The organism is Neobacillus sp. NPDC093182 (assembly GCF_044754045.1).
The window spans coordinates 378,952-391,382 of record NZ_JBIVOI010000002.1; the positions used below are offsets into that span (position 1 = coordinate 378,952).

Sequence of the window (12,431 nt, forward strand, 5' to 3'; positions counted from 1 at the left end):
TTTACAAACCCTCCTCCAAATCCTTATGTCTTGTTGTGTTAATATTGAAGAATTGCAGGAGCGAGTAACCGCAAATCATAACACCTGTGATTGGCATCGCTACATATGTGATACTACTAGGAAGTTTTGTTGCTGGAAGAGTCGATGCCGACGTCAACAATGTAAATTCCCACCCCTGGACTACGAGGTAAAAACCAAAAGCAAAAATAGAAGCACTAATGATTTTATCTAAGACTTTATTAAATGATTTAGGAAATAAGTTGGTAAATGAATCAATACCTAAATGAATATATTCCCGAAAGCCTATCGCAATGGCCATAAAGGCGAACCATGCAAGCAGTAACAGTGTAATTTCTTCGGACCAAAAGAATACAAAATTAAATAATTTCCGTGTCATGACCTGTGTTGTTACGACAAAAATCAGTGCTGTTAAAAATAGTAAAGTGAATTTTTCGAAAATAGAGTCAATAACTTTAAACACCTTTTTAATATAATCCAAGTGAATCCCCCCTTCTCTTTGAAAACGTTTACTTCTTACTTAACATTTTACGAATCGAGGGGGTGATTTAAAATATTGTTTTTTTAGATAAATTTGTGATTTTTTTAGGTTTAGGTTAATTCGAAAACCCTTTCAATATTTTGTTAGTTTAATAAACTAATTAACTAAATTAAGTTTAACATTCACCTACAATAGCGTCAATATGGCCGGAGAGGGGGGAAATTCAGTAGAAAGTGACAAAGCTAAAAATATACAGGCTGCCCCAATATTTTGAGGCAGCCTGTATATTTGGTTAGCTATCGATTTTCTTCCAAACCTGTTCATAGACCTTTTTTAGAGGAATATCATGGAGTTGCGCAAGGCTTTTACACTCCTCATACTCCGGTGCCCTCTGCACGACTTTTCCATTCATAATCCCTTCTTTTACAGTCACAGGTCCCCACTCAGTTTCCGCTTTTTTGAATACTCTTTCTAACCGGTGAACAGTTAAAGGATAATAACGTACACCGAGTGTGGTTGTTTCTTTAAAAAGAATTTCCTTCATTTTGTCTACATTTCCAACAGAACAAAGCAGCTGAAGCAGGATTCCAGGTCTGTTTTTTTTCATATAAATCGGGGTATAAAAAACATCATTCGCCCCGGCATCAAAGAGCAAATCCATGACATACCCTAGCCATTCTCCAGGAATATTGTCTAAATTAACTTCCATTTTAATCATTTGATCATCTAGGTGTTCATAATTAGGAGGATGAGAACTCATCTAGTATACTCCTCTCACTAAAAGGCGGGGGAAACCCCAAATATTTCACTGTTTTTATCGAGTTACTGCTGGCATATCTGCGTTAAGGCACTACTCGCCAATGATGACTCGAACTACATTAGGATGGTCTTTAAACGTCTTTGTCCCCGCTCCATAACCTATTGAGCTAACTTTCATTGAAGGAATAGCGCAAAATTCCTCGGCCAGAACAGCGACAATTGCAGCTCCAGTTGGTGTGGTAAGCTCAAATCTCACCTCTGAATGTTCAATCGGGATTCCTTTTAAAATCTCCAGTGTTGCGGGTGCAGGGACTGGATAGATTCCATGATCGATAAGAATTTTCCCAGTGCCCACAGGGACGGGTGAAGATTTAATTACGGTTATTTCTAATTGATCAACCAGGATGGCAGCCCCAATAATATCAATAATTGAATCTACAGCACCCACCTCATGGAAATGAACCTTATCCAAAGGAACTCCGTGTATAAGCCCTTCTGCTTCAGCAATTTTTTTAAATATCCTTAAAGAAATATCCTTCACTTGCTGCGAAAAATCAGCTTCTTCAATTAATCGCACAATATCTTTATATGATCGATGGTCATGATGGTGGTGGTGATCATGGGTATGAGTATGTCCATGGTCATGAGTATGATCGTGGCTATGAGTATGTCCTTCGTCATGAGCGTGGTCATGGCTATGAGTATGCCCATGGTCATGAGCGTGATCGTGGCTATGTGTATGTCCATGGTCATGAGCGTGATCGTGGCTATGTGTATGCCCGTGATCATGATGATGATGATGGTTATGTTGGTTTTTCAGCACCACATCAAACTTTGTACTCGTAATCCCGTTCTTAACGACCTTTTTCCATGTCAATTCATATTCATCTTCAATATTCAGCTTTTTTAATTCTTCTACTAATTTGACCGGGTCAGCACCTGCGTCTATGAGTGCTCCAATCACCATATCTCCGCTTACTCCTGAAAAACAATCAAAATAAAGTGTCTTCATTTCTTTCCCCTTTTTGTGCAAGTTGATGAATTAATACGGCGTTATACCCTCCGCCAAAACCATTATCAATATTAACAACACTAATTCCCGAAGCACATGAGTTCAGCATCGTCAATAAAGCCGATAACCCATTAAAGTTAGCCCCATAGCCGACACTTGTAGGGACGGCAATTACGGGGTGAGAAACAAGTCCCCCAACCACACTCGGTAGTGCCCCTTCCATACCGGCTACCACTACAGAGACCGTTGCCTTTTGAATTTCTTCAGCATGATTTAACAGACGATGGATTCCAGCTACTCCAACGTCATAAATACGATGGACCTTACTTCCTAGTATTTCTGCAGTAACCGCTGCTTCTTCAGCGACCCGTAAATCAGAGGTTCCGGCAGCTACAACGGCAATATAACCTTGTGTATATTCTATCGCTTCTTGTTGATTCTTCCAAAATAGAATCTGAGCAACTTCATGATACGTAAATTCAGGGCAAGCCTGCTTAACGATTGCAGCTTTTTCTTCGGAAATTCTTGTTACCATTACTTGATTGTTTCTTGCCCTTAATGCTGTGATGATAGAGATAATTTGTTCTGCCGTTTTCCCTTCGCCATAGACCACTTCTGGAAAGCCCTGTCGTTTCTTTCTGTGGTGGTCAACCTTTGCAAATCCCAAATTTTCAAACGTCGCTAATTGATCTTTTGCTTCCGCAATACTGAGGGTTCCTTTTTGAACTTGTTCTAGTATTTCTTCAAGCACTTGTTTTCCCCCCTTATTTATGTTCCTTCATTCTCCAAGAAGACCTTTTGCACTCGATTTCGGCATGAAATTACCCAGAGATTTTCTTTGATTACCTTCAATTCTAATTTTTCCCGTTAAAGGGAATCAAAGACCTTCTTTGGTGACCTCTAACCCTCTTTTCCCCCTTTAAAGGGAATCAAAGACCTTTTTTGGTTACCTCTAGCCTTCTTTTTCCTCTTTAAAGGGAATCAAAGACCTTCTTTGGTGACCTCTAGCCCTCTTTTTCCTCCTTAAAGGGAATTATTGGCCTACTATTGTTTTTTTTCAAACCTTTATCTAAAAGAACTTCACCATTTCCTTAGCAAGCTTCTCATAATTTTCATAAAACGCCTTATACACTTTACTATTTTCTTTATTTGGCAGAACTGGGTCACTCATTGGTATATTCTTTTTGATGTCTTCAAAAGAATCTACTTTTCCAATGCCTACTAAAGCGGTCCAGGCTGCTCCCCAGGCGGCACTGTGATGGCTTTCAGATACATAAATCTCCGCTTCAAAGATGTCAGCCATCATTTGCAGCCAAAGTGGTGACCTCGCCAATCCGCCGTTAACGTAGATTTTTTCCGGCTCGCCCGCTAATCTTTCCAGCGCCTTGCCGATTTGATAGAGATTAAAGGTAATCCCTTCAAGGACAGCGCGGATAAAATGTTCCTTTTTATGGGTAATCGAAACTCCATAAAAGTTGCCTTTCGCCCGTTGATTCCAGACCGGTGCTCTTTCCCCATTTAAATAAGGCAGAAACAGAATACCCTCTGCACCAGGAGTTACCTTTTCTGCGTCCCCTAAGAAATCAGAAAAATCCCTTTGGTCATTCAGAAGATCTTTTAACCATTGTAAGACGATACCGCCATTATTAGTCGGTCCACCTACAATCGTAGAATCGGCTGTAAAGGAATAACAAAAGGTTTCTTGATTTTCATCAATTTTTACCCCTTTATTGATTTGCCTGATCGCGCCGCTTGTCCCAACGGAAACCGCCACTTCACCAGGCAAAATAGCGCCAATTCCTAAGTTGGCCAATTGCCCATCTGCAGCACCCATTACAAATGACATTTCTGGATTAATTCCCATTTCATCAGCAATACCTCTATTAAGACCCGTCAACACTTTTGTAGGGGGGACAATTTCAGAAAGCTGTTCCCTAGTAATCCCTGTCATTTCTAGTAATTCAGGCTCCCAATCCAGCGCAGCCGGATTAAATAATCCTGTTGCTGAAGCCATTGAATAATCGATGACTCTTTGACCAAACCAGCATTGTAGTAAATATTCCTTTATGGACATAAAATACGCAGCTTCTTTATAAGGCTGATAGTTTGTTTCTTTCATCCACAAAAGCTTACTAAATGGAGTCATAGGGTGTATAGGTGTGCCTGTTTTTGAATAAACACTGCTCCCAATTGTCCCTTTGATTGCTTCTGCCTGGGAAAAGCTTCTTCCATCCGCCCAAATTAACGCAGGAGAAATCGGACTGCCCTTTTCATTCAAACAAAGAAGGGAATGCATGGCAGCTGAAAACCCAAGTGCAATTAACTCATCTTTACTAATGGCAGCTTTTTCAATCGCTTCTTTAATTGCTAGCACGGCTGAGCGTTCGATTTCAATTGGATCTTGTTCAGACCATCCTGGCTCTGGATAATGAAAGCTGTTCATTTTCTCAGTTTCCGCTATTAGTTTTCCTTTGATATCAAATATACACGCTTTTACACTGGTTGTACCGATATCTAGTCCCATTACGAACTCTCTTGACATACGTTTCATCTTCCTTTTCAACTTTCGGTTGTCATTTATGTTAGAAAAGGCTTTGGAAATTTCCAAAGCCTTCTTCTGTTATTACGATAACACCTTGTTCATACTGCCGCTCTGATATCCTAGCAAATCTAAAGTTATATATTTATATCCATACTCTTGGAGCTCCCGGACAATAGAATCATGATTTTCTAGAACAATTTTCATATCATTTGGTTCTACTTCGATTCTAGCGATTTCATCATGAGTCCGAACTCGTACTTGGCGAATACGGAGACTTTTTAAAAAGCTTTCTGCGCGCTCGACCTTTGTCAGCTTTTCTTTTGTAATATATTCACCATAAGCGATCCTTGAAGATAGACAGGCAAAGGATGGTTTATCCCATGTGGGCAAATCAAACTGCTGTGAAAGCTCTCTGATTTCCTGTTTAAATAAATTTGCCTCTAGCAGAGGGCCACGTATCCCCTTCTCCTTAGCTGCCTGCATCCCTGGCCGGTGCTCATTCATATCATCAGCGATGACCCCATAAATTACATTTTGAAATCCCTTTTCTTCCATTACCGGAATGAGATGATCGAATAAGCTGCTTTTACAAAAGTAACAACGATTTTTGTTATTCTCAGCATAACCAGGAATGGCTAATTCAGAAGTTTCAATGACTTGGTGCTTAACACCAATTTTTTTTGCAAGTACCCTAGCCTCTTCAAGCTCGCTTGATGGGTAGGTTTCCGAGTCAGCTGTGACAGCTAAGACACGATCTTCCCCTAATGTGTCAACCGCCGCTTTAAGTAAAAATGTACTATCTACACCACCTGAAAATGCTACAACGACTGATCCCATGTCACGGAGAATAGACTGTAATTTATTATATTTCTCTGATAGCAAGGTCTCATCTCCCCACGTACTTTCTGAATAATCCACTATTAAACATATTAAATGGACATTCACCTTATGTCCAAGAATTAAATTGTCATCGCTCCAAATCCGCCGTCAACACGAATTAATGCACCTGTAACAAAACTGGAAGCTTTATCTGACGCAAGGAAAACGGTAGCACCTTGAAGTTCTTCTGCTTCGCCAAAGCGTTTCATTGGGGTATGGCCCATGATGGATTCAATTCTTTCTTTGTCTAAAATTTTACGATTTTGTTCCGCTGGGAAGAATCCTGGGATAATGGCATTTACACGAATTCCGCTGGTAGCAAATTCGCGGGCTAAGAATTGAGTTACACTATTAAGTCCAGCTTTTGAAACAGAATACGTAAATACTCTTGATAATGGTGTTGTAGAAGAAACAGATGAAATATTAATAATACTTCCTTGTCTTTCTTGTTCAATCATGCGTTTCGCGAAGATTTGACAAGTCATCACGATTCCTTTTAAATTAATATCCATGATTTTATCGTACTCGTCCATGTCTAATTCAAAAAACGGTGTTGGGCTGTTTGTTCCTGGTGCATTCAATAGAATATCCCAGCCGCCAGACCACTGTTCAATTTCATTTGCAACTTTTACTAAAGAATCCTTTGAGCTTACGTCTGCTGAGAATGCTTTTGCTTCTCCGCCATTTTCAACGATCTCCTTAACAACCTGTTCAGCAGTTTCTAAGTTACGGCCAACGATTGCAACTTTAGCCCCGTGTTCAGCCAAGCCTATCGCCATAGCTGAACCTAATACGCCATTTCCTCCAATTGCTACCGCGGTTTTACCTGTTAAATCGAATAAATTTGTCATGTTTCAACTCTCCCTAGTTTTAATATAAGTTTCCTTTTTCATTAAATGGAAGTTCATAAAGCTCTGAAACCAGCTCCATATTTGGATGCTGTTTCACATAATCAACTAAAGCTTCTGAAACTTCAATTTCACTCAACTCTAACGTATTTTTAATACGGACCATTTTTACTTTTGTAAAATCTAAAATATTACTTGTTTTAACGGCAGCTTGTATCGCTTCACGATCATTTGGCAAGGTAGTAGCAATTTTGGTTGGTGCTACAACAGTTGAAGTTAACCCGTTTGCATAGGTCACTTCCAGGTCCATACGGTCAACTAAACGCTGTGTTGTAAAATCAGCTGTTCCAACTCCATTGGCATTTCCTTCTGTTTGCGGCGTTAAACCGAGAACGACCATTTTGTTAACATCTGGGCCTCCGTGAGCATATGGAGTAGGGTATCGGCCTGTAATATTCGGGTCCATCCCATCACCAGAGATATTTTTACCAATTTGATCAATGACAAGAACCTCTAATTGTTCAAAGAATAGCTTCGGTAATAATTCCTTCGCCTTAGCCTGCAAGTCTGCTTCTCTCTCAATAATTTCTTCAGGAGAAAGGACATCAACCACAGCCACTTTATCAAATGCGTTTTCGATCGTTGCCACACCAAAAAGAAATGGTTTTTTCTCCATAATCATCTTTGCCATCGCAGGTACGTTTTCAGCCATATACTTAAAGCCTAGTTGGTGACAAGCCTCTGCACCCCGCTGCTTCCCTAACCCAATACTAATCATTTTCATAATGCCGCTTTCAACCGGACCCCTAAAAGCCGTATGGGGTTTCACACGATTGATCACAACTATGCCATCTGCCTCTGAAGCATATTTATCAACATAAACAGGCAGCCCATTTGGCAGCTCGCCAATTTTCACAACTTCCATTGAGGAGCGAATTTCACAGCCAGCACTCTCTTCTGTTACGCCAAGGTGAGCTAGAACCTCCCGCTGCCCTTCTGCAGTTGCGCCGCCATGACTTCCCATGCTCGGTACGATAAATGGCTTGGCTCCTAAATCTTTTAAAAATTTCACGGTTACAGCAGTTAATTCTACCAGGCGGTCAAGGCCTCGGCTTCCAACTGCTACCGCAATTTCCATTCCAGGCTGGATTTTTGATTTTATATGTTCTTGCTGTAATTTTCCCATCAAAACTGGCTCTAAATCATCAATCTTACTATCATCAAACTTAACTTTGACTTTTGCCATCTTTGGTACCGGAATGTCTTTCAATAAATCTTGAAGAATGCCCATACAATACTCACTCCTTTTATATACTAAGTATTTCACAGGGAATTATATTCCATGTATGGAAATAAACCAAATCAAGTTTGATCACTCACTTGTAATCCCTTTCAAATCCCCTTATGTAAAAAAATATAATGAAATCAAATTTAATTTGTTTACCAAACAAACTAATTACCTGTATAATATCATTATGGATGGTTTACGTCAATGAAAATACAGCTCTGCTTACTTAAAAATATTTATCTTTTTACAAGAAATTTAAAGGAAGTGATTATTTGGTCACGGGAGATGCATCATTTATTAAAAAGATAAATCGATCGTTAATTATTAGTAAAATAATTGAACATGGCATGATTTCCAGAGCAGACATAGCGAAGATTACCGGCTTAAACAAAGCTACTATTTCTGTACAGGCAGCAGATTTACTTGCGGAAGAGTTAATTATAGAAACCCAGCAAGAACATAAAAATCTAGGACGTAGACCTATTATGCTATCAATTAACCGTCAAGCTGGTTACTCTTTAGGAATTGACCTGGATAAAAGAGTGATAACCTTCACCTTATCAGATTTAAGTGGTTCACCGCTGGACACCCAATCTATTGAAATAGCAGCCTCTGATTACAATCTAATCGTAGAATTGGTAGCGAAACAAATTAATCACTATAAACAGAGGTGTTCTCATGCACCCTATGGGCTCATTGGTGTTGTAATTGGCATTCATGGTATCGTTAATAACGATGAAAGTATCTATTTTGTTCCACACCATCGATGGCATAATAAAAATTTGAAGGCTGATCTTCAAAATGAAACCGGTATCAACATCTATATAGAAAATAACGCTAACCTTTGTTCATTTGCTGAGATCGTCTATAAACATTATCAAAGCGAAAACCTATTATCTGTTAGTTTGTATTCAGGGATTGGGCTTGGAATTATGGTAAATAGTAAATTACTAAAAGGGTGCGATGGCTATGCAGGTGAGATTGGCCACATGATAATCGTTCCTGATGGTCTTCCCTGCCGTTGCGGAAATCTAGGCTGTTGGGAACAATATGCATCGGAATCAAGTTTTATGAAGCAATTGTCAAAAAGTCACCATAAAGAAAATGTCACCTATGATGAAATTAATCATTGGTTTGTGGAACAAGATGCCGTTACGGGTGCTTTAATGAAAGATTATATTAAGTTTTTATCATATGGACTTAACAATATTATCAACCTCTATAATCCAGAGATTTTAGTGATTAATAGTGAATTGCTCCGATTGTATCCGAATGCATTAGAAGAAATTAAAGCACATCTTACCTCTACTGTCGGTCAATATCGAAAACTACAGATCTCGGAATTTGGTAAAAATGCATGTAGTATGGGTGCTTGTGCCTTAGCCATTAAGAACTTTTTAGAAATTAAAGAATTAAGTTTGGCTTTTGATGAATCTAAGATGCAAAAAGAGTTTAGCCCTCAGTAACGGAGGGCTATTTATCTTGTAAATGCTTTCTAAATATGCAAATGAAATACGAGAAAAATGGAGAAATATTAAGGAAATAGTAGTGATACACGCTTTCACTAACATTGTTCTCGTTTTCATTGTCTTTGTTTCCGTGTTCAGCAGCATTGTGATAAATTCCCAAATATTTGATAATAAGAGTATCAAATCACGGGGGGTTAAACACATGAAAAAAATCTTATTAACATTAATTGAGAAGCTTGAAAAGAACGGAAATTACTTACCATTTGATACACACGAACCAATCGTAACCAATTCACGTAAATAAGATGTGAATTGGTTTTTTATGCAAAAAAACCCTAGCATTCGCCAGGGTTACAGAAAGGTTTTCACTCTTTAAATTGCAGCTTTATTGTCTTTTTTTCCATTTGCTTTAATCTCAGCAATACCAGATTGAATTTTTTCCATTTCTTTTGCATCGAGTTTATAAAACTTCATTGCGATAAGTGATATTACCAATCCAATTGCTGGTAAACCGAATGCCAATATTAATGTCACGGTAAATAAAGGAGTTGTTAATGCGTCTCCTACTTCGGGAAATTTGTCTTTAAAACCAATAATACCTACCATTGCACCAACAATCGTCGGAGCAAGGGATGAAACTAATTGGTCAATAAATGAGAATATTGTGCCCATCATTCCAGGTACATAACGTCCTGATTTATTTGTTTCATAATCTGAAACGTCTGCAATCATCGGAATAACCAAAACCGAAGGAACTCCGCCAAAGCTTGATGCACACATATAAAGAACAAGAAACGCTATTGTAGCGAACCCAATATTGTCTAGTGAAATAGATGTAGGGTCATCTATTAACAAGAATAACGCAATCAGACCAATGAAAGAGAATAATCCAACCCAAGTTGATCTGACTAATGACTTTTTCATACCGTGTTTTCTTGCCATTGCAACTACCAAAAATGTTATCAATAACGCTGGTATCATTGTAATCATTCCGATTGTTCCACTTAGAGAATAATCTCCTAGCAAAATCCCAAATAACATTACTCCTACTACAGAGTAGCGGGCGATACTAAGGGCTAGTTTATCAGTCGCAGCAGATAGAGAGAGCATTTGCAATGGTCTGTTTCCTTTGATAACTCCCCAATACTCGCGGAAAGTTGTGTTTGTTCCTTCCTCAGCCAATCCATAATATTCCTTACGATCCTTTGGTGCAATTCCAACGATAGCTAGGATACAGAATATTAACGAAATAATAAGTCCAACAGAATTTAATTCAGTAAACAATCCCATATTAAAACCGCCGTGTTTACCCATTAAATAAGAAGATACATAAATTTGGCCGCCACCAAACAATATGGTATTGAAAGCACCGTCAAAAATAGAATAAAGTGGTCTTTGCTTTGGATCATTCGTTAAAACGGTTTGCCCTGCTTTGGTAACACTCGTTTGTAAGGAATAACCAATCTTATTAATCACTAACATCGCAACAAAGAAAATAAATTGCATAGACTCCGGTAAATGATGAGTGACCCCAAATATAATTAGCATGGAACCGGATGTAATGATATTTCCAATAATCATTAATGGCCTAAACTTACCGAATTTACCCTCTGTTTTATCAATAATATAACCGATAAGCGGGTCGATTGCACCATCAAATAAACGCGCTGCCATTAGAATCGTACTTACTAACATAACTGCAAGTCCGGCTATTCCTGTGGCATAATAAGTAACAAACCCCAAGATAAATATTTGTATATTTGTTGATGTGTTATTTAATGTAAATAAACAAATTTCCCATAATTTCGCTCTGTTATACTGCTGACCGCTGTCTACTTTTACATTTGACATAATTTCGCCCCCCTTATAGTTAAACGCTTTCATTTCTTAAAATATTAAGAAAAATCCTTAACTAATAATCCCCCTGCTTATACCAACAACAACAGATCACCTAAAAAACAATACCCCTTTACTTGTCGCCCCCTTATATGAAACCCCTTTCATTCCCGAATAAAAAAATATAAATTGCTAGTAAACTATTATTGTATTTTTTAATTAGTTTAATGAACTAATTATTATCTAAAGAATATCATCTCTACTATCGCTAGTCAATGGATTTTTAATTTTCTAAAAATTTTGTTGATAGAATGCCTTTTTATCTTGACAACTTAATATAAAAACCCTTTCATATTATATACCTTAGTGAGATTTTCCCAATACAAAAAGGCAGTAGACACCCTCTGCCTTCTTGTATTTTACTTTTTCAATATATTAAAACCAGTCAGCATATCCTAGCTCTCTCAAGTGATTAGCAGAGTCTCTTAGACAATCAAATGGATCGCGTCCATATAAATCATCTTGCTCTACTAAGAAGTACTGTGAACCGCTTTCTAGACCTGCTTCAATAATTGCTTTAAGATCCAGGCTGCCTGCACCTAGTTCGGCAAATTGCACTACATTATTAAAGGCTTGGAAGAATTTACCCGGTTCAAATCCGCCCTCTAGTACACTTACGTCAAATTGTCCGATACGGTAGTCTTTTAAGTGTATTAGAGAGATGCGGCCAGCATAATTCTTTAATACTTCAACAGGATTTAGACCGCCGCGGTGAATCCAGTGGACATCCATTTCAAAGCCAATTTTAGAAGTATTGTTCTTGATAATATCTAATAAGTATTCGCCATCATATTTTTGGAACTCAACATGGTGGTTATGGTAGTACAATTCAATGCCATGCTCAGCTAACTTTTGCGCAACCTCATCACATTTTTGTACAAACTCCATAATCTTGTCTTTATGTCCGATTGTTGTAAAAGGAAGCATACCGATACGCAGGAAATTACAATTTAACGTCTTACAATCGCTTACAATTTTGTCGAAATCGTTCGCTAAAGTCTCTCCTGGCATACCTGGCATCATTGGCTCTAGAGCCGCAGAAAGGGCAGCGATTTTAATATCAAAGTCTTCACTTGCTCTTTTTAACTCTGCCACATTTTCAGCTGTCATTGGAATTTGTGATACTTCTACAGCACCAAAGCCAAGCTCTCTTACTTTCCTTAAAGTCTCATAAACACCAAGTTCTTCTACTTTGCCTTTTAGCATCATCATTTGAACGCCGATTTTACCTTTTTTCAT

9 protein-coding genes and 1 pseudogene are annotated in these 12,431 nt (G+C 38.3%); 1 reads left to right on the forward strand and 9 read right to left on the reverse strand.

What is annotated here, in order from left to right; all coding sequences use genetic code 11:
• Nucleotide 1: 1 nt before the first annotated feature.
• The 7 genes and pseudogenes from ACIQAA_RS06460 to ACIQAA_RS06490 all read right to left on the reverse strand — a co-directional run bounded on the left by ACIQAA_RS06460 (nt 2) and on the right by ACIQAA_RS06490 (nt 7,830).
• Nucleotides 2–499, reverse strand: a complete 498-nt coding sequence (locus tag ACIQAA_RS06460; protein WP_402616553.1) for a TRAP transporter small permease — start codon at nt 497–499, stop codon at nt 2–4.
• A gap of 292 nt (nt 500–791) precedes the next feature.
• Nucleotides 792–2,270, reverse strand: a pseudogene (gene larC / locus ACIQAA_RS06465) (nickel pincer cofactor biosynthesis protein LarC).
• Nucleotides 2,251–3,021 carry a nickel pincer cofactor biosynthesis protein LarB gene (gene larB / locus ACIQAA_RS06470; RefSeq protein WP_402616556.1) on the reverse strand — a complete coding sequence of 257 codons (771 nt, stop codon included), beginning with the start codon at nt 3,019–3,021 and terminating at the stop codon, nt 2,251–2,253. Before larB ends, larC begins: the two are co-directional and overlap by 20 nt.
• Before the next feature lie 318 nt (nt 3,022–3,339).
• Nucleotides 3,340–4,812 carry a gluconokinase gene (locus tag ACIQAA_RS06475; RefSeq protein ID WP_402616559.1) on the reverse strand — a complete coding sequence of 491 codons (1,473 nt, stop codon included), beginning with the start codon at nt 4,810–4,812 and terminating at the stop codon, nt 3,340–3,342.
• An 81-nt stretch (nt 4,813–4,893) separates the two neighbouring features.
• The gene (larE, locus tag ACIQAA_RS06480; protein ID WP_402616562.1) at nt 4,894–5,694 is read right to left on the reverse strand and encodes an ATP-dependent sacrificial sulfur transferase LarE; all 801 of its coding nucleotides are present in this window, start codon (nt 5,692–5,694) and stop codon (nt 4,894–4,896) included.
• A gap of 77 nt (nt 5,695–5,771) precedes the next feature.
• Nucleotides 5,772–6,542, reverse strand: coding sequence for an SDR family oxidoreductase (locus tag ACIQAA_RS06485; protein WP_402616565.1), 771 nt, complete (start codon nt 6,540–6,542; stop codon nt 5,772–5,774).
• Nucleotides 6,543–6,561: 19 nt separating this feature from the next.
• The gene (locus ACIQAA_RS06490) at nt 6,562–7,830 is read right to left on the reverse strand and encodes a nickel pincer cofactor-dependent isomerase, group 22 (protein ID WP_402616567.1); all 1,269 of its coding nucleotides are present in this window, start codon (nt 7,828–7,830) and stop codon (nt 6,562–6,564) included.
• A gap of 269 nt (nt 7,831–8,099) precedes the next feature.
• Here ACIQAA_RS06490 and ACIQAA_RS06495 point away from each other — a divergent pair, with 269 nt between their 5' ends.
• Nucleotides 8,100–9,293: an ROK family transcriptional regulator gene (locus ACIQAA_RS06495; protein ID WP_402616570.1), complete on the forward strand. Its 1,194-nt coding sequence runs from the start codon at nt 8,100–8,102 to the stop codon at nt 9,291–9,293.
• A 375-nt stretch (nt 9,294–9,668) separates the two neighbouring features.
• On the opposite strand, the gene ACIQAA_RS06500 is transcribed toward ACIQAA_RS06495, so the two are convergent.
• A complete protein-coding gene (locus ACIQAA_RS06500) occupies nt 9,669–11,147 on the reverse strand; it encodes an MFS transporter (RefSeq protein ID WP_402616572.1) in 1,479 nt (492 codons plus the stop codon).
• Nucleotides 11,148–11,567: 420 nt separating this feature from the next.
• Complete coding sequence (locus tag ACIQAA_RS06505) at nt 11,568–12,431, reverse strand: sugar phosphate isomerase/epimerase family protein (RefSeq protein ID WP_402616575.1); 864 nt, start codon at nt 12,429–12,431, stop codon at nt 11,568–11,570.

Bases quoted from the DNA above. Each gene is read 5' to 3' on its own strand.
- ACIQAA_RS06500 (WP_402616572.1), bottom strand. From the start codon at position 11,147: ATGTCAAATGTAAAAGTAGACAGCGGTCAGCAGTATAACAGAGCGAAA.
- ACIQAA_RS06505 (WP_402616575.1), bottom strand. From the start codon at position 12,431: ATGAAAAAAGGTAAAATCGGCGTTCAAATGATGATGCTAAAAGGCAAA.
- ACIQAA_RS06485 (WP_402616565.1), bottom strand. From the start codon at position 6,542: ATGACAAATTTATTCGATTTAACAGGTAAAACCGCGGTAGCAATTGGA.
- ACIQAA_RS06475 (WP_402616559.1), bottom strand. From the start codon at position 4,812: ATGTCAAGAGAGTTCGTAATGGGACTAGATATCGGTACAACCAGTGTA.
- ACIQAA_RS06490 (WP_402616567.1), bottom strand. From the start codon at position 7,830: ATGGGCATTCTTCAAGATTTATTGAAAGACATTCCGGTACCAAAGATG.